This is a genomic window from Acinetobacter sp. T_3_1 (assembly GCF_025377055.1).
In the GTDB taxonomy this organism is placed as follows: Bacteria; Pseudomonadota; Gammaproteobacteria; order Pseudomonadales; family Moraxellaceae; genus Acinetobacter; species Acinetobacter kookii.
The window spans coordinates 35,857-54,405 of the sequence record NZ_JACHVD010000018.1 but is presented as its reverse complement, the minus strand read 5'-3'; the positions used below and the strand labels follow the sequence as shown (position 1 = coordinate 54,405).

Genomic DNA, 18,549 nt, shown 5'->3' with positions numbered 1-18,549 from the left:
AATAAGACCAAACGCAAAGTCATAACAGTTGTGCTGGCGACCATAGCAAGAGTGAACCACCTGATCCCTTCCCGAACTCAGAAGTGAAACCTCTTAGCGCTGATGGTAGTGTGGGATTACCCATGTGAGAGTAAGTCATCGCCAGCTCATTATTCCAAAAGCCCCCTCTAATGAGGGGGCTTTTTTTTATGCGTAGAATTTTTATTAAAAAGAAGAATGATTCAAAAAAACAATTCAATTTTACTTTCCTTGCCCCCAATTCAGCATTGTCAATTTAAAAATGGTTAAAAACTAAACTCAAGGGTCTAGAATTCTGGTCATTTTTAATACTTTAGTAGAGTGTTTACTCGAAAATGGCTGTGTTCAACTTAGTCTGTTACGAAAGCATACTGCTATAAATCATCGAAAATAATAAAAAGATTACAGATCATGTGCTGTGTCGTAGTAATAACAATTAATTAAAACTCACAATTGGAGGTGAGAAAAAAATGGCAGCAAACACGGTTAGTGTGAATGATGTGATTGATCAGGCAAAATTCACTAAATTTCACTTGAGCATTGTATTATGGTGTTTATTCATTGTTCTATTTGACGGATATGATTTAGCGATCAATGGTGTGGTTCTGCCTCTGCTGATGCAGGAGTGGGGCATGAGTGCTGTTCAAGCCGGTATGCTGGCAAGTACAGCACTCGCTGGCATGATGTTTGGAGCAATGCTGTTTGGTATGCTTGCAGACAAAATTGGTCGTAAAAAAGTTATTTTAATTTGCGTCTCTTTATTTAGTGGTTTTACATTTTTAGGTGGATTTGCAACGAATCCAACAGAGTTTGGTATTTTACGTTTTATTGCAGGTTTAGGGATTGGTGGCGTATTACCGAATCTCGTTGCTTTAACATCTGAATATGCGCCTAAACGTTTAAAAAGTACACTTGTAACCACAATGTTTAGTGGTTATGCCGTAGGCGGTATTATGGCTGCATTATGTGGTTCCTGGTTTGCACCAAGCTTTGGCTGGAAAATTATGTTCTTCATTGCAGGTATTCCATTACTTTTTGTGCCACTTTTTTGGAAATTCTTACCTGAGTCTTTAACTTTCCTGGTTAAAGAACAAAAAATGAATGAAGCACGTCGTTTTATCAAACGAGTTGAGCCAACTGCAGACGTACGAGCAGATACTGAACTCGTTCTAGCAACAGGCGATCAGACACACAGTGCATCTGTAAAAGCTTTATTTTCAGAAAATCGTGCAACAGGAACATTCTTATTTTGGGTTGCTTTCTTCATGTGCTTACTCATGCTTTACGCACTTGGAAGTTGGTTACCAAAACTGATGATGGCTGCAGGTTATTCTTTAGGCAGCAGTTTAATGTTCTTATTAGCACTGAATATTGGTGCAGTGATCGGAACGATTGGTGGTGGTATTTTAGCAGACCGTTTTGACTTTAAACCTGTTCTTATTGGCATGTTAATTGTCGGTGTACTGTCTTTGGTTGGTTTAGGCTTTAATTCTCCACAGCCTGTTATTTACTTACTTGTCAGCTTGGCAGGTGCATCATCGATTGGTACAAGTATCTTGTTATATAGTTTTGTTGCTCAATACTATCCTGTTGCAGTACGTTCTACTGGTATTGGTTGGGCTTCTGCTGTGGGACGTACCGGTGCAATTGTTGGTCCAATCGTGATTGGTATGCTGCTTGGTATGGAATTACCACATAAATGGAACTTTATCGCGGTTGCAATTCCAGGCATTATCGGCATGATCGCTATTTCAATGATTCGTCAACCAAAACCTGTTCGCGTTGTAGTGAAACAATTGAAAACAGCCAAAATTTAAACTGCCGTCATTGGTCCATCCAGTTAAAAAAGCCCCTTTGAATTAAGGGGCTTTTGCATATCTTTTGTACAGAATCAAACCCATCAAAAAAGATAATCGATCTAAAAGGCCTGAATAGCCTAATTTACTTATAAAAATGATCATAAATTAATCTAATAATAATGTGATATATCAATCAAATAAATGTTATTCCAGTGCTCATAGAAGAATATCAATTAGTCTTATTGTGCGTTAAATCCGGCTTGCGTATATTGCGTCGAATTAAATATTCAGCCGAATATTTAAAGGATGTTACGGACAAGTACTCATGGGAGATGAGAACGATGACAATGGAAACTGTAGATATAAATTCTGTAGTCGACAATGCGAAATTTACGCCTTTTCACTTCAATGTAGTTGCTTGGTGTTTACTGGTAATTTTATTTGATGGTTATGATTTGGCAATTAATGGTGTAACTTTACCACTATTAATGAAGGACTGGGGCTTAAGTGCCGTTCAAGCGGGAATGCTTGCCAGTACAGCTCTTGCAGGCATGATGTTTGGTGCGATGATCTTTGGTTCCTTGGCGGACAAGATTGGTCGTAAAAAAGTGATCATGATCTGTATTGTTTTATTCAGTGGTTTAACCTTTGCAGGTGGTTTTGCTTCTAACCCAACTGAATTTGGTATTTTACGCTTCCTGGCCGGTCTGGGTATTGGCGGTGTGATGCCAAACCTGGTGGCATTGACTTCTGAATATGCTCCACAAAAAATGCGCAGCACACTTGTGACCACCATGTTTAGCGGTTATGCCGTTGGTGGTGTGATGGCGGCATTATTAGGTTCATGGTTTACGCCTGATTTTGGTTGGCAAATCATGTTCTTTATTGCAGGTATTCCTTTATTTTTGCTGCCTGTAATCTGGAAATTCTTGCCTGAATCTTTGGCGTTTATGGTAAAGCAAAACAAGCAGGCTGAGGCACGTCGTATTGTGCGTCGCCTGTCGCCAAATACCAAGGTTACGGACCAGACCACATTTACTTTGCCACAGGAAAGTGTACCTGAAGCGGCAAACGTAGTGAGCCTATTCCGTCGTGGTCGTGCAACCAATACCTTATTGTTCTGGGTTGCATTCTTCACCTGCTTGCTGACCATGTATGCCTTGAGTAGCTGGTTACCGAAGCTGATGATGGCGGCAGGTTACTCGATGGATAACAGCCTGATGTTTATGATGGTCATGAACGTGGGTGCAGTGGTCGGTATTGTGGGCGGCGGTATTCTTGCAGACCGTTTCCACTTGAAACCGGTATTGATGTGTTTAGGTATGATGGGTGCGATTGTGATGAGCTCAATGGGCTTTGCGTCTAACCAGTTCTTACTTTACATCTTGGTGTTCTTGGCGGGCGCGGCTTCAATCGGTTCACAAATGTTGCTGTATAGCTACGTGGCGCAGTTCTATCCACTTGCAGTACGTTCGACAGGTATTGGCTGGTCGTCTGCGATTGGTCGTATGGGCGCGATTGTAGGGCCGATTTTGATTGGTGGCTTACTGGGCATGAACCTGCCTGCACATTTCAACTTTATTGCAGTCGGCTTACCGGTGCTAATTACTGCAATTGCAGTTGCATTGATTATGCATGACGATGAGTCTGAAAAGATTAGTTCAGCTGAACCGGCTGTGTCTAAAGCTTAAAAGTTAAGTTTAAAAAGAAGCCTCCGAAAGGGGGCTTTTTTATTTACTGATCATCTAAAGCAATTTAAATTAAAAAATCATGAGCTTAAAATTTATAAAAAATGGATTATCGCGAACAATGGGAAAGCTTTTTAAATCCTGAAGTATTTAGAGATCGAATAATTAATATTTCGATGTATATAACTATTTATGAAATGTTGAAAGATTCGATTATTAGTCGAATCAAAGACTTTTATGTTATGACTTTAATTGGTGCTAAGGATTTAGAAGGAGAGGAAGAATATAGATTAGAAGTTTTATCAAGACATAAAAATCATTTCTACGCTTCTATTTCTTGGTTAATAGAAAATGAAGTAATTAATGAAGAAGATAAGGAAAATATTGAAGTTTTAAAAAGTTATAGAAATTATTTGGCACATGAAATGAGTGATATCGTTTTTAATGGTGAAAGGCTTTGTTGCATAAAGATTTTAAAGATAGAGCTTTCCTAAGTTGTTCAAATTTAAGTGACAACCTGGGTGTGAGGTCGGCCGAGCTCCGTAAACTTATTTAAGATGGCCACACGTGCATGCATCTCGTTGACTTGGCTATCAAAATTCCGAGCACTGAGCTTATCGCCTAATAATTTGATGCAGTGCATCTTGGTTTCTACCAGACTTCGCTGATGGTAGCCCGACCATTTTTTCCATAGTGTCCTGCCTAAACGTTTAACAGTGCGAAGTAATTCATTTCGCTCTAGCGAATGAACTTTTGTACCTTTCCAAGGCTTCGCATTTTTTCTGGGTGGAATAATCGCATGGGCATTTCGATCTGTGATCAACTGGCGACACCGCTTTGTGTCATAAGCACCATCGGTATAAACGGAGTCAATATGCTCATCTTGAGGAATCTGATCGAGTAAATCACCAAGTACTTGTGAATCACTGACATTATTTGTCGTAAGCTGAACGGCACGTATTTGCAGTGTTTCAGCATCTATACCAATATGCAGTTTACGCCATTGCCGACGGTATTCAGGCTGATGCTTCTTACGCTTCCATTCACCTTCACCTAAAAATTTTAAACCCGTAGAGTCGATGAGTAGGTGTAACCCATCACGACTTTTCTGGTAGCTAATTTGAATATCAATATACTTTTGTCTTCTACAAAGCGTCGTGAAGTCTGGTGCTGTCCAATCTAATCCGCAAAGTTTAATTAAGCTTTGAACAAAACCAGTAACCATGCGTAAAGTGAGTCTAAATAGAGATTTAATCATCAAACAGCATTGAATCGCTATGTCGGAGTAGGTTTGACTTCGACCTTGTTTGCCTTGAGGTTCTGCATACCATTGTGTTTTTGGATCGAACCAAATGGCAATATTCCCACGATTAATGAGAGCTCGGTTATATGCGGGCCAATTGGTTGTGCGGTAGATTTTGTGTGTAGGCTTCTTCATTTGGAAATTATATTGCCGAAGGAGTCCTTAAGAACAGCTTTGTGCAACAAAGCCATGGTGAAATAAAAGACCTGACGAAGAACTTTCTATGTGCTTACCAATTAATTCATAAAATTGAAAACTGGTGGATCGTTAACTTTGAAATGGCAATCAATCCAGATTTTACTGATGCTAATTTGGAAGATATAGATATCGATAATATACAATCAGGGAAAAAATTAATGATTGATATGGCTTTGTCAGTGTTATCAGGAAGTGAAGAACTATTAAAAAAATTCAAAAGTAATTAACCAAAGATTTATATATGATGAACTTTCTTGATGTTGACTGGATAAAATCAACCATTTCATAATTAGAAAAATTTTAGGTAATACAATTATGACTATTAAATCATTCTCCCCAATCCCTGAAGATGATGACGAACTACATCTTCCTGAACTGGTTTATTGGGCATCACTAGGCGACATCGACCAGGTTGAACAGGCTTTACAGGAAGGTCTGGACGTCAACTCTGCCGATGAAGAAGGCTATAGCGCCTTACATGCAGCAGCTGAAAATGATCATTTAGAAGTCGTTAAACTATTGATCAGTAAAGGCGCAGATGTCGATCATCGCAGTACCTATACCGCTTTGGAGCTTGCTGAAATGGCAGGTAATAAAGAAGTCGTAGCTTACCTTAAAAGCTTAAAAGGACTATCCTGATAAAAAAGAAGCCCCATCATCCTGATAGGGCTTCTTTATATGGGTTGCCTAGGTATAACTCCTGTCGTACCTCACATCCTGATGCTCAAACATTATTATTGTTGTTTTCTGTTTGGGAAACTTCCTGTCTCCTGATGAGTTCAGAATAAGAAATTTATCTTGAAGGAGATAGAGGCCAATAGAACCATTTTGTGTACGCTATGTCTTACATAACCCACCAGACCAAATGAAAGTTTGTTACCAATAAAAAATAGTGATTTTCAATATTGTACTTAGAATAAAACGGGTGAGCTCTTTGAATGGCAGAGGATAATCAGAATGAAAATATTCCGACAGCGTATGCTGAGCACCATCATATTGATCAGTACAGCAGGTTTAACCGCATGCAATGCACAAACTGACGCTGTCAATCCAGCAGCCAAGTCAGCCGCAGAAACTGCAACTTCCAAACCTTCTTCAGGTTCAGTCAATCAAAGGTATAAACTGACGCGCATTGCAGAATTTAATGAACCCTGGGCCATGACAGGGCTGAAGGATGGCCGTTTACTGGTCACTGAACGAAAGGGAAAGTTACAGCTATTTGACCCCAAAACCAGACAAAAAGTTGAAGTCAAAGGCATACCTAAAGTGGCCTATGGCGGGCAAGGCGGTTTGGGCGATATCGCCTTGCATCCACAATTTGAACAAAACCATATCATTTACTTCAGTTATGCCGAAGCAGGACAGGGCGGTTATGGTGCTGTCGTTGCCCGGGGTGAATTAGATTTATCTAATAGTCAGAAACCGCAAGTTAAAAATTTAAAAACCATATGGAAACAGGTACCTAAAGTACAAGGGCAGGGACATTATGCCCATCGGCTCCTGTTTGGTCAGGATGGAAAGTTATGGATTAGCTCGGGTGAACGCCAAAAGTTTGATCCGGCGCAAAATATGCAATCCAATTTAGGCAAAATATTGCATCTTAATGAGGATGGAACGCCTGCTGCAGGTAATCCGTTTAGCAGTCAGGGCGAAGTTGCAAAACAGGTCTGGTCGTTGGGACATCGCAATCCATTAGGCATTGCATTTGATGCACAAGGCAAACTTTGGGTGGTTGAAATGGGTCCCAAAGGTGGCGATGAACTGAACCTGATTGTAAAAGGTGAAAATTACGGTTATCCGCTGGTTTCAAATGGCGATCATTATGATGGCAGAGATATTCCTGACCATCATACCCGCCCTGAATTTAAAGCACCTGAAATCAGCTGGACACCTGTCATTTCCCCATCCAGCCTGATTTTTTATCAGGGTTCCCAATTTCCTGCATGGAAAAACAAAGCCCTGATTGGCGGTTTATCTTCCAAATCCATTGTGGTGGTGGATACAGCGATGAAACCTGTGACTGAAGTACAACGCGTGGATATGAAGCAACGTATCCGTGATGTGCTGGAAGCCCCGGATGGCTCTATTTGGGTGCTGGAAGATGGTAACAATGCCAGACTGCTGAAAATGACGGCGAAATAAGGTGATTAATAGATATCTTTCATAAATCAAAAATATGTTCAATCTTAATTTTTTTTAATTCAGCACAGCCTCATTTGATGGATTTCATTTTGATGCCTTTGCGTAGGCAATATCGCTACTTTTGAANATCTTAATTTTTTTTAATTCAGCACAGCCTCATTTGATGGATTTCATTTTGATGCCTTTGCGTAGGCAATATCGCTACTTTTGAAAGGTCAAAAGTAGCCAAAAACCTTTTGTTTCCCATACACGACTTCCTTGTCGTGATGGGAAACGTGTGGCATCCATGCCACACTCATGAATCCAATACCTGCTAAAAAATCAATTTTTTATTTTAGTATTATTAAATACTTATAGTCATTGAAAATGATTTATGAAATAAATTTAATAAAGTTCAAAAGCCCCTGATGGGGCTTTTAGAATAATTGATATTCATGACTGCACTGAATCAGGCTGCGTAATGTTCATCTGTATTAAACGCATTGGCCTGAATCTGGATCAGTTTACGGTCGCCTTGTTTGCCATTCATGCGCCAATCGACAATCCTGATATTAAACACAATGGCTACATCACCTTTCTGTCATTGTAGTAACAGGGCATCACGGTAGGTACATGGCATCAAAAAAGGTCTGCTTGTCTTGATCGTTCCATTTTATTGTTTTGTTCAGGACGGCTGAAATAATTCTGAGGATTATTCCTTTGATTCCTCATTTTTGCATGGGTGTAATTATAGAGTTTGAAATTTGCATCTCATGTAAATTTTGATCGTTTGGGTTCAAGTTCTCGATAAATGGTCATTCAGATCACAATCATGTATAAAGAAAAAACCCCGACATCCTGTCGGGGTTTTTCATATTCATTCTAAGGTATAACTCCTGTCGTACCTTGCAGCATCCTGCTGTTATTTTCGCTTATCTTTTTAGTTTTAAGCTTAGAGACTTCCTGTCTCGGTATGAGTTAAATATATCGTGAAAAATAATGTGTGAAAAGGAGATATATTCTTCAAATCTTGTAAGCTTAAACGTACAACGTTTTCCAACACATCAAGAACTTACGTATTGAATCAGTTTATTCAGCACGTCCTTTAAGGTCTTCTGGTCAAACTCATTTGGTTCAAATTCTTCGGTTTTATTACGTGAAAAAATATCGCGAATTTCAATGACCGCATTACTGTCGATTAAACCGAGTTGTGTGCCCACCTGGCGAATCTGGTCTATGGAACGGGAGCCATTGGTTGCACCGTAGCCAATATAGGCAGCCGGTTTGCCTTGCCATTCTTTACCGACGTAATCGAGTGCATTTTTAAGCGCCGGACTGTAGCCATGATTATATTCAGGACTGATAAAAATAAAGGCATCGCCCGAAGCCACTTTATCTGCCCAGTCTTGTTGTTTGGGTTGATCATAAATGCCTGTTATGGGCGGATGGCTACCGGCAAAAATCGGCAGATTCCATTCTTTTAAATCGACCAGTTCGGCCTGAACGGTACTAAAATTGGCCTGATCTATACTGCGCTTTACCCAGCGTGCCACTTTAATGGCGGTCCGCCCTTCACGCACGCTACCCACGACAATATATATTTTCATGTATGCTCCCTAGTTTTTTGAATTTTCGTCTTTAACTTATTATGAATGTTATTTATTGAATATTAGGGATTTGTATCTTCTAGCCTGTTATAAAAACAGAAAATAAAAAGCTCCCGAAGGAGCTTTGAAAGGTATAGGGCTGAAACCTTACATAATTTTAATGCCTTGCTGACCCGCAGGCGTTACTTTAAAGATTTCCACTTCAAAAGTAATATCCTTACCGGCAAGCGGGTGGTTAAAGTCAATTTCGGTAATGTCTTCACCGACAGATTTCACCACACCAAACAGGCTTTGCTTGGCTTTATCTTCAAACTCAATCATATGACCCACAACAGGTGTCTGTTCGAATTTAACCGTGTCAAACTTTTGTACGTTTTCAGGATTCCATGGACCAAAAGCCTCTTCAGGAGGAAGACTCACGGTACGACGGTCCCCGGCACGTAGACCAAACAGGGCTTTTTCGAAGCCCGGCAACAAACTGCCATCACCCATTACCAGGCTGACAGGCGTTTCACGGCTGCGGGTGTTGTCAATTTCCACGCCATTTTCAATAGCGACCGAAAAATGCAGCTCAACTTTAGAGCCTGCTGCAATTCGGGTTTCTTCATTCGGATTAATAATTTCAGTCATTTTGTTGCGCTTCCGCACGTTGAATACGGTGTTTTTCCAGAAAAAACGTATCGATCAGGAGCAAGATCGTGCCTACGGTAATGGCACTATCGGCAATATTAAAAGCAGGAAAGTGGCTGTTGTTGTAATAAACGTGAATAAAATCGACCACATAACCCAAGGTGACCCGGTCAATCAGGTTACCGATGGCGCCACCTAAAATCAGGGCAATCGCCATGGGTAAAATCACGATTTTTTTCGGCATACGCATCAGCCAAAATACAAAAATCACAGACACTAACGCTGCCAGTGAAGTAAAGAAATAACGTTGCCATCCACCGGCATCGGACAAGAAACTAAAGGCTGCGCCATAGTTATGTAGCAATGTCCAGTTTAAAAAGGGCAGTACAGGGACCGGATCTGCATAGTTCAGATGGGTCGTTGCAAACCATTTGGTCCATTGATCCAGAATAATCGCCACAATGGATAATCCGACCCACACTAGATTGTGCGGGTAGAAATGAAATAAGCCCTTTTTGTTTTGCGGATTAGGCATACTTTCTCTCTTCGCCTTGACCTGTAGGAAGGTTAATAATACAACGAGAACAAAGACCTGGATGTTCATGATGTGTATTCACATCAGGCAGGACATGCCAGCAGCGTGCACATTTTTCACCATCGGCCGCTGAAACTTTCACGCGTAAACCTTCCAGATCGCTTGCTTCGCCTTGTGCTTCATCAAAGGCATTTACCGCCACTTGTGAAGTAATCAGGACAAAACGAAGTTCATCGTTTAACTGATCCAGTACCGCTTTCAATTCGGCATTGGCCCACAGTTCAACTTTGGCAGACAGGTTAGAACCAATCAGTTTGGCATTACGCGCTGCTTCAATTTGCTTGTTCACCGCAGACTTAACGCTAATTAAAGTCTGCCAGTCAGCTTCTGAAACCAGATTGGCAGTTGAAGCCACCGGAATGTCATACCACTCGGCAGTGAATACGTATTTCTCGCTTTGACCTGGAATTAAAGGCCAAGCTTCTTGTGCAGTAAAGCTCAAGATTGGCGCCATCCAGCGTACAAAGGCCTGTACCAGATGATACAAGGCAGTTTGGGCAGAATGACGTGCCTGTGAATCTGCCTTGGTGGTGTATTGACGGTCTTTGATGATGTCGAGATAGAAACCACCCAAGTCATTGATACAGAAGTTAGTCAAGGTATTGGTGACGATATGGAAGTTCATATCTTCATACGCTTGCTGAATGGTTTTTTGTACGTCCGCAGCACGTTGCAGGATGTATTGATCCAGCGCGATCAATTGATCCACTGGCAAGGCATCAGTAGCTGGCTGGAAGCCATTCAGGTTGGCCAGCAAGAAACGCAGGGTATTACGAATACGGCGGTAACCATCCGAAGCACGGCTAAAGATTTCTTTACCGGCGGTCATTTCATAACGGTAATCGGCAGATGCGATCCAGAAACGCAGACCGTCAGCACCCATATCTTTAATGATGTCTTGCGGGGTAATGATGTTACCCAGTGATTTAGACATCTTGCGGCCTTTTTCATCGACTACGAAGCCGTGAGTCAACAAGCCCTTATACGGTGCGCGTTCGTTAATCGCAATTGAAGTCAACAATGAAGACTGGAACCAGCCACGGTGCTGGTCTGAACCTTCAAGGTACAAATCAGCAGGGTCTTGCAGTTCTTCACGTTCACGTAATACCGCGTAGTGGGTTGTACCTGAGTCGAACCACACATCTAGCGTATCGCGTACGGCATTGTAGTGTTCAGCATCATCACCAATGAAGTCTTTCGCTTCACGGTTGTACCAGCCATCAATGCCTTCCTGTTCGATCAGCTTCGCAACTTCTTCGATTAGTTCAGGGGTACGCGGATGCAATTCGTTGGTGTCTTTATGCACAAAGAACGGGATTGGCACGCCCCAAGTACGTTGACGTGAGATACACCAGTCCGGACGGCCTTCAATCATCGCCTGAATACGGTTTTTACCCCAATCCGGCACAAAGCTGATTTCATTTTCAATCGCGTTCAATGCACCTTGGCGTAAACCTTTGGCATCCATACTGATAAACCATTGTGGCGTAGCACGGAAGATAATCGGGGTTTTATGACGCCAGCAGTGCGGGTAGCTGTGCTTGATTGGGTGATGCGCCCAAAGTTTGCCCGCTTCACTTAATGCTTCAATGATTTTTGGATTGGCTTTATAGATGTGTTCACCGGCAAAAATAGGTGAAGTTGGCAGGTAAACACCATTACCACCGACCGGATTATCGACTTTTAGGTTGTATAATAGGCCGACTTTATAGTCGTCCACACCGTGGCCTGGCGCGGTATGTACTGCCCCTGTACCACTGGTTGCAATGACGTGTTCACCCAGGATGACCGGTACTTGACGATCAGCGATTAACGGATGTTGCAGTTGCAGGTTTTCAAGTTTTGCGCCGGTAAAATCGGCAATCACTTCAACAGTGCTAAAGCCATAACGTTCAGTCGCAGATTCAACCAGATCTTTGGCCAAGATAAAGTTTTGCGGTTGTTTATCTTCACCACGTGCTTTGACCAATTGATATTCAATTTCAGCATGCAGGGCAACGGCCTGGTTGGCAGGTAATGTCCAAGGTGTTGTGGTCCAGATCACGATGTCAGTGCAGTCAGTTACTTGAACGCCTAAACGTGCAGATAGGTCTGCTAAATCAACCACGCTGAAACCGACGTCAATCGCGTCTGATTTTTTGTCTTCATATTCAACTTCAGCTTCAGCCAATGCCGAACCACAGTCCAGACACCAGTTCACCGGTTTTAAACCCGGTTCGATATGGCCTGCTTTGGCAATTGCACCTAATGAACGCACGATGTCGGCTTCTTGTTTGAAGTTCATGGTGAGGTAAGGGTTATCCCAGTCACCGAACACGCCCATACGCACGAAGTCTTTTTTCTGTAATTCAACCTGGGTGTAGGCATACTCACGGCAGTGCTTGCGGAAAGTGGCGGCATCGACTTTCACGCCGACTTTGCCGACTTTTTCTTCAACTTTCAGTTCAATAGGCAGACCGTGACAGTCCCAACCCGGAACATAAGGGGCATCATAACCATCCATCACGCGGCTTTTGATGATGATGTCTTTAAGGACTTTGTTGACGGCATGGCCTAAATGGATTTGACCGTTTGCGTACGGAGGGCCATCATGAAGCACATATTTTTTCTTGCCAATACGCGATGCACGAATCTGCTGATAAATGTTGTCGGCATACCACTCTTCTAACCATTTTGCTTCACGTACTGCCAGATTTGCTTTCATTGCAAATTCAGTACCTGGGAGGTTTAGCGTGGCTTTATAATCCACTGCATTTTCAGGAGTTTGCTTATCGCTCATGCAAGTTGTCTTCCAATTTAATCAGTCTGAGGCTGACGCGTTTTACAATAAAAAATCTGGGATTTAAAAGGGAAAATGCGGCGTGTTTTGTCGAAACTCAAGCAGTTTCTCAACATCGTCATCAATTCCGGCTTTTAATGCTTCAAGCGAAGGGTAGTCCTTTTCGCCATGTAAATAGTTCAAGAATGTCACCCGCATTAACAGGCCATACAGATTAGCAGAAACATCAGGAAAATGTACTTCTAATCGCCATTCCGGATGGACTTGTTTGATGGCCGGTCGGGTACCGACATGTCCGGCACCGAACAGGGCGGTAGGTTCATAGCCTGCAATGCCTGATTTTTCAGGATTGTCGGCTTTCACTTTATCTTTTAACGATAGGGTTTCACACATCACCTCTACGCCGTAAATGCCTTTCAAGCACGGTTTATGACGGTTTAGCGCGACATTAATGGTTGGAAAATCAAGGGTTCGTCCAATCTGGTCACCGTATTGTACCCGACCGGTGATGCTATAGGGACGGCCAAGTAATTTGGCAGCAAGGGCTAAATCGCCTGCTTGCAAGGTCTGGCGAATACGGGTCGAACTGACGCGTTCACCATCCAGTGCAACCGTAGTTAAATTGGTGACCTGAAAACCATAGGCTGTTAAAAATTCACTATTGCCCTGACGGTTTTTGCCAAAGTGGAAGTCATCGCCCAATACCAGGCTGTGGGCATTCAGTTTGAGTTTTAACAGCTCAGCAAAGCTTTCCGCATTTAGACTGCGGAAATGGTTATCAAATTTTGCAACGGCAATGTAGTCCACGCCCAGTTTGGTTAGATATTCCACTTTTTCACGCAGTGAGGTAATGCGTGGAGGAGCATCATAACCCTTAAAAAACTCTAGAGGTTGCGGCTCGAAAATCATCACCAGCGTTTTTAGATTTTCTGCGGCTGCCAGCTGTTTTAACTGGCTAATCATTGCCTGATGGCCCAAATGTACACCGTCAAAATTACCAATGGTTACGGCCGTTTTTGGCAATTGAAAATTGGGCGCTAAAGCATTCAGGCGGAGCAGCTTCATAGGCGAATCAATAAGTGAAAAGTTATCAGGGCTATATATTGCCATAATCTTACGCGTTCGTCTTGTTGTTGTGTTTTCATACAAAAAAATATTAAATTTCTTGCAAAAATAGTATTTGAAAAAAATCTGCATCCAGAAGATTCATTGCATGGAATGGCTTCGAAATCGGTGATGACAAGAAGAATAAATTTAAATATTCAAGTGAATCGGGGGATCGAATTTTTGTACGGGAACGTGCTTATGATTTTAAATTTGCACTTAATTGGTAATTCTTTTCTAATGTGCACAATTTTAAAATTTGCGCATCGATAAGGTTTTGCTATGTCTGATCTGGCTTTAATTATGGCTTTGCCCAGTGAATCTAAAGGTCTGTTTGAACAGGCAGGCATCGAAGTCCATTACAGCGGTATAGGCAAAGTCAATGCGGCGTTTAAAGCCTTCGAGGTGATTCACAAGACTGGTTGCAAGACCCTGCTCAATTTGGGTACCGCCGGAAGTTCGCATTTTAATGCGCATGAACTGGTAGAAGTCAGCACCTTTGTGCAACGGGATATGGATGTATCCCCGCTCGGTTTTGCAGTCGGAGTTACGCCTATGGATGAGGATCATCCGGCAGAAATTCATTTGCAGTCCTATTTTCAGCATTTGCCTCAAGGCATCTGCGGAACAGGGGACAGCTTTGAGACAGGCTTACCCAAAGTGCCATGCCATCTGGTAGATATGGAAGGCTATGCCATGGCCAAAGTCTGTAAAAAACTGGGGGTAAGATTCGTTTCTGTAAAATATATTACCGATGGTGCCAATGATACTGCGCATCTGGATTGGGAAGAAAATTTATTGTTGGGTGCGAAAAAACTGTCAGAATTATATCAAATGATAAAATAAGATGGGTAACAGTAGTAATTTGGCGACCATAGAAGGCTATGGTCGTATGCCAAAATTATCCTTGGGGATAATTTAACAGTTATGAACGAGGAATGACGCCATATAACATCATATGTACAGTATGTTGAATACAACGTTGTTGCATACTGCGGTTGCGTAAGGTTTTACCCGTGACCATTTCCATTTGTGTGGCAAAATCTGCATAGTTTTGCGTCAATGCCCAAATATTCAAAATCAGCAGTTCAGGATCAATTTCTTTGGCAATTTTCCCCTGTTCCTGCCATACGCTAATCACTTTAGCCTTGCGCTTAAACAGTTTCTTTAAAGGACCTTTTAGAATTGGCAAAATATGTGGGGCACCTTGAATCACTTCCAGCGCAAACAGGCGGGATGCTTTCGGTTGAGTACGTGACACTTCAATTTTTTGCAATAAATAATTGGTAATCGCTTCTTCGGGTTCCAACTCTGATTCCAGCATTTGCAGTGGCGCAAGCCATTTCTGTAGAACGGTGGTGAGCACTTCTACATATAAAGCTTCTTTATTTTCATAATAGTAGAAAATATTCGATTTATGCATTTCAGCAATCTGAGCAATCTCGTCTAAGCTTGCCCCATTAAAACCGTAAAGGGAAAATACATCGAGTGCAGCATTTAGCAATTGATGTCTTTTTTGTGTACTCTTTTTTTGTTCCATTGGCAAATTTAAAAAAATTAAAGGGGAAAGGCAAATTGTACGGCAAATCGACAGATTTGTGCATTACTAAAAATTGCATTTTTATCATAATTGATAGTTTATTCTGTAGGTTAGCTATTTAATGAGTTAAAAATCCTATAGAACCTACCGATAGGCAATGATTGCATTTCTTATATAAATGATTAAATGGGATTGATTTTTTTTGGTAAATGATACGACTGGTTTTTTGTGTTTAGATTTGGTGCAGTTTTAAAAAAACTAAAGAGTATGTTTAAGCTGGACTAAAAGATGCATAAACCGAGGAAGGATAACGGATCGTTTAGATTCGTTATCGCCGTGTTGCATGCTCAGGTTGCCAATACAGCCTTTAATACTTGCTGTTCCAGCTCGGTAAATGAGTAATCTTTTTTACGTGGTCGAGGCAAATCCACTTTAAACTGCTGGGCAATGTGCCCCTTATCTAACAGGATAATCCGGTCGGCCAGTTGTACGGCTTCACTGACATCATGAGTGACTAAAATGGCGGTAAAGCCCTGTTCAGTCCAGAGTTTTTCAATCAGGTTCTGCATGTCCAAACGGGTGAGTGCATCCAGCGCACCTAAAGGCTCATCAAGCAGCAAAATGCGAGGTTTATGCGATAAGGCTCGGGCCAGTGCAGTACGCTGACGCTGACCGCCTGAAAGTTGTGATGGCCAGAGTCCGGCCTTTTCTTTCAAGCCGACTTTTTCCAGTAGTGCAGAAGCGTTGGCTTGCTGTTCTTTGGCTAAACCCAATTGTACATTTTGCTCAATGCTACGCCACGGCAACAGTCGTGGGTCCTGGAACATGACCCGAATGTCATCGCTGGTGATGCCTTCGCGAATATGACGTGCTGATTTAAACTTGATTTCGCCATAGCTCGGTTGTTCCAGATCGGCAATCAGACGCAGCAGGGTACTTTTACCACAGCCACTGCGTCCGACAATGGCCAGGAATTCACCCGGTTGAATATGCAGGTCCAGATCTTCCAGAACTTTCACTTCGCCATAGAATTTGTGCAGCTGTTCAATCAGAATTTCTGCACCCACCACTGCGTTAGGATTGATATCTGTAGGGTCAGGTTGTTGCGATATTGAGCGTTCTTCAGATACATGACGCCCGATGCTTAAATCAGTCATGTCTTATTCCTTATTTTTGATAGCCAGCGTGCCAACGCAGCAGGTATTTTTCTAAAGCGACGGCCAATACATCGGCCAGTTTGCCCAGCAGGGCATACAGTAAAATCCCTACCAAGACCACGTCAGTTTGTAAAAACTCACGCGCATTCATGGTCATATAACCAATGCCGGATTGTGCAGAAATGGTTTCGGCCACAATCAGCAGCACCCAGACCAGACCCAGTGCAAAGCGTAAACCGACCAGAATCGACGGCATCGCACCCGGTAAAATAATTTCTTTATACAACTGCCAGCGCGTTAAACCGTAACTTTTGCCCATCTCGATCAGCTGCGGATCGACTGAACGAATGCCATGATAGGTATTGATATAAAGCGGAAAGAATACCCCGACAGCAACCAGAAACAGCTTGGCAGATTCATCAATGCCGAACCATAAAATCACCAGCGGAATTAAGGCCAAAGCCGGAATATTACGGATCATCTGTAACGTGGTATCCAGCAGGGTAGAGGCGGTTTTAGAAGAACCATTCAGCAGGCCGAGTAATAAACCCAAACCGCCGCCGACCAATAAACCGAGCAGGGCACGTCCGGCACTCACCTTGACGTGTTGCCAAAGTTCACCACTGACCAGCAGCTGCCAGAATGCGGCCACGACCGCCGTCGGTGCAGGTAGAATGCGGCTTTCCAACAGCCCGGTACTGGAGGCAATTTGCCAGATAACAATCAGTGCAATCGGGAACAACCAGGGCAGCAAACGCTGCCCAAATTGTGTTCCACGTGAAACCTTGAGTTTCTCCAAGGCTCCCGCAGAAATGCTTGTGTTCATTAAGCCGGCTCCTGATGTTTCACTTCCTTCTTGGCCTCATCAGCAACATAGTTATTTGCCACGATTTCGCCAAAAGGACCAGTCAAGTTCGGTTGAGCCAGTTTTTTACGGGTTTCTAAAGGCAACAACGGGAATACCAGTTCGGCAAAACGGATGGATTCTTCCAGATGCGGGTAGCCTGAGAAAATGAAGGTATCAATGCCTAAATCGGCATATTCCTGAATGCGTGCAGCCACAGTTTCAGGGTCACCGACCAGTGCCGTACCTGCACCGCCACGAACCAGGCCTACACCTGCCCAAAGGTTTGGAGATACTTCAAGTTTAGTACGGTCACCGTTGTGCAGTTCAGCCATACGGCGTTGACCGACGGAATCCATCTGCTTGAATTTTTGTTGTGCAGCCGCAATGGTGGCATCATCCACATATTGAATCAGCTCTTCAGCAGCAGCCCATGCCTGTGCATTGGTTTCACGCACGATCACGTGTAAACGGATACCGTAACTTAAACTACGGCCTTTGGCGGCAGCTTTGGCTCTGACATTTTCAATTTTTTCTTTTACGGCTGCTGGTGGCTCACCCCAAGTCAGGTAAGTATCGACCTGGTCGGTGGCCAATTCCACGGCTGCATCGGAAGAACCGCCAAACCAAAGCGGTGGATAAGGCTGCTGTACCGGTGGATAAAGCAGTTTTGCATCATCGACACTTAAATGTTCACCGTGGAAAGTGAAGCTTTCACCAGTATGTGAACGTTTTAAAATTTCACGCCAGATGGTGGTGTATTCAGCCGCAGTTTTATAGCGCGTCGCGTGATCTTCATACACGCCGTCACCTTTCAGCTCTTGCTCATCACCACCGGTGACCAGGTTCAGCCGAACGCGACCGCCAGACAAACGGTCAAAGGTTGCTGCCATACGCGCAGCCAGTGCAGGCGTGGTCACGCCTGGACGTAATGCCACCAGGAATTTCAGGTTTTTGGTGGCATCGATCAGGCTGGCGGCGGTAATCCATGGATCTTCACATGAACGGCCGGTTGGAATCAGTACGCCTTCATAACCCAGGTTATCTACCGCGACCGCAATCTGTTTCATATAAGCATGATCGACCTGACGAGCGCCTTTGCTTGTGCCTAAATAACGACTGTCACCATGCGTAGGAATAAACCAGAAAATTTTCATTGCATTGAT

17 protein-coding genes and 1 rRNA gene are annotated in these 18,549 nt (G+C 42.9%); 8 read left to right on the top strand and 10 right to left on the bottom strand.

Going from position 1 to position 18,549, the window contains the following annotated elements; genetic code table 11:
* Window positions 1-32: 32 nt before the first annotated feature.
* The 4 genes from rrf (at window position 33) to H4I94_RS13945 (ending at window position 3,999) form a co-directional block, all read left to right on the top strand.
* A 5S ribosomal RNA gene (rrf, locus tag H4I94_RS13960) occupies window positions 33-147 on the top strand.
* A gap of 341 nt (window positions 148-488) precedes the next feature.
* Complete coding sequence (locus H4I94_RS13955; protein WP_092820555.1) at window positions 489-1,835, top strand: MFS transporter; 1,347 nt, start codon at window positions 489-491, stop codon at window positions 1,833-1,835.
* Between the two features lie 323 nt (window positions 1,836-2,158).
* Window positions 2,159-3,508 (top strand): aromatic acid/H+ symport family MFS transporter, encoded by a 1,350-nt coding sequence (locus tag H4I94_RS13950; RefSeq protein WP_261183483.1) that lies wholly within the window; start codon window positions 2,159-2,161, stop codon window positions 3,506-3,508.
* A gap of 101 nt (window positions 3,509-3,609) precedes the next feature.
* Window positions 3,610-3,999 (top strand): hypothetical protein, encoded by a 390-nt coding sequence (locus H4I94_RS13945; RefSeq protein WP_261183482.1) that lies wholly within the window; start codon window positions 3,610-3,612, stop codon window positions 3,997-3,999.
* 11 nt (window positions 4,000-4,010) lie between these two features.
* Here H4I94_RS13945 and H4I94_RS13940 read toward each other — a convergent pair whose 3' ends face one another.
* Window positions 4,011-4,943 carry an IS5 family transposase gene (locus H4I94_RS13940; RefSeq protein ID WP_261183481.1) on the bottom strand — a complete coding sequence of 311 codons (933 nt, stop codon included), beginning with the start codon at window positions 4,941-4,943 and terminating at the stop codon, window positions 4,011-4,013.
* A gap of 41 nt (window positions 4,944-4,984) precedes the next feature.
* Between H4I94_RS13940 and H4I94_RS13935 the strand changes: the two genes are divergently transcribed.
* From H4I94_RS13935 to H4I94_RS13925, 3 genes are all read left to right on the top strand, one after another.
* Window positions 4,985-5,233 carry a hypothetical protein gene (locus H4I94_RS13935; protein ID WP_261183480.1) on the top strand — a complete coding sequence of 83 codons (249 nt, stop codon included), beginning with the start codon at window positions 4,985-4,987 and terminating at the stop codon, window positions 5,231-5,233.
* Window positions 5,234-5,321: 88 nt separating this feature from the next.
* Window positions 5,322-5,645 carry an ankyrin repeat domain-containing protein gene (locus H4I94_RS13930; RefSeq protein WP_261183479.1) on the top strand — a complete coding sequence of 108 codons (324 nt, stop codon included), beginning with the start codon at window positions 5,322-5,324 and terminating at the stop codon, window positions 5,643-5,645.
* Between the two features lie 318 nt (window positions 5,646-5,963).
* Complete coding sequence (locus H4I94_RS13925; protein ID WP_261183478.1) at window positions 5,964-7,148, top strand: PQQ-dependent sugar dehydrogenase; 1,185 nt, start codon at window positions 5,964-5,966, stop codon at window positions 7,146-7,148.
* A 1,043-nt stretch (window positions 7,149-8,191) separates the two neighbouring features.
* Here H4I94_RS13925 and H4I94_RS13920 read toward each other — a convergent pair.
* The 5 genes from H4I94_RS13920 to ribF form a co-directional block, all read right to left on the bottom strand.
* Entirely contained in the window at window positions 8,192-8,734 is a 543-nt protein-coding gene (locus H4I94_RS13920; protein ID WP_092820563.1) for an NADPH-dependent FMN reductase, read from the bottom strand.
* 147 nt (window positions 8,735-8,881) lie between these two features.
* The gene (locus H4I94_RS13915; RefSeq protein WP_092820565.1) at window positions 8,882-9,364 is read right to left on the bottom strand and encodes a peptidylprolyl isomerase; all 483 of its coding nucleotides are present in this window, start codon (window positions 9,362-9,364) and stop codon (window positions 8,882-8,884) included.
* On the bottom strand, window positions 9,357-9,899 hold the full coding sequence (lspA, locus tag H4I94_RS13910; RefSeq protein ID WP_261183476.1) for a signal peptidase II: 543 nt from the start codon (window positions 9,897-9,899) through the stop codon (window positions 9,357-9,359). The genes H4I94_RS13915 and lspA overlap by 8 nt, the downstream gene beginning before the upstream one ends.
* Window positions 9,892-12,738: an isoleucine--tRNA ligase gene (gene ileS, locus H4I94_RS13905; RefSeq protein ID WP_261183474.1), complete on the bottom strand. Its 2,847-nt coding sequence runs from the start codon at window positions 12,736-12,738 to the stop codon at window positions 9,892-9,894. The genes lspA and ileS overlap by 8 nt, the downstream gene beginning before the upstream one ends.
* 63 nt (window positions 12,739-12,801) lie before the next feature.
* Window positions 12,802-13,803 (bottom strand): riboflavin biosynthesis protein RibF, encoded by a 1,002-nt coding sequence (gene ribF / locus H4I94_RS13900; RefSeq protein ID WP_261183473.1) that lies wholly within the window; start codon window positions 13,801-13,803, stop codon window positions 12,802-12,804.
* A gap of 321 nt (window positions 13,804-14,124) precedes the next feature.
* Here ribF and H4I94_RS13895 point away from each other — a divergent pair, with 321 nt between their 5' ends.
* Window positions 14,125-14,688, top strand: coding sequence for a 5'-nucleosidase (locus H4I94_RS13895; protein WP_180043993.1), 564 nt, complete (start codon window positions 14,125-14,127; stop codon window positions 14,686-14,688).
* A 79-nt stretch (window positions 14,689-14,767) separates the two neighbouring features.
* Here the strand turns inward: H4I94_RS13895 and H4I94_RS13890 are convergent, their stop codons facing one another.
* The 4 genes from H4I94_RS13890 to ssuD all read right to left on the bottom strand — a co-directional run bounded on the left by H4I94_RS13890 (window position 14,768) and on the right by ssuD (window position 18,540).
* The gene (locus tag H4I94_RS13890; RefSeq protein WP_086196602.1) at window positions 14,768-15,382 is read right to left on the bottom strand and encodes a TetR/AcrR family transcriptional regulator; all 615 of its coding nucleotides are present in this window, start codon (window positions 15,380-15,382) and stop codon (window positions 14,768-14,770) included.
* A 347-nt stretch (window positions 15,383-15,729) separates the two neighbouring features.
* On the bottom strand, window positions 15,730-16,539 hold the full coding sequence (locus tag H4I94_RS13885) for an ABC transporter ATP-binding protein (protein WP_180043995.1): 810 nt from the start codon (window positions 16,537-16,539) through the stop codon (window positions 15,730-15,732).
* Between the two features lie 10 nt (window positions 16,540-16,549).
* The gene (gene ssuC / locus H4I94_RS13880; RefSeq protein WP_261183472.1) at window positions 16,550-17,365 is read right to left on the bottom strand and encodes an aliphatic sulfonate ABC transporter permease SsuC; all 816 of its coding nucleotides are present in this window, start codon (window positions 17,363-17,365) and stop codon (window positions 16,550-16,552) included.
* Window positions 17,365-18,540, bottom strand: coding sequence for an FMNH2-dependent alkanesulfonate monooxygenase (ssuD, locus tag H4I94_RS13875; protein WP_092820577.1), 1,176 nt, complete (start codon window positions 18,538-18,540; stop codon window positions 17,365-17,367). The genes ssuC and ssuD overlap by 1 nt, the downstream gene beginning before the upstream one ends.
* Window positions 18,541-18,549: the final 9 nt, after the last annotated feature.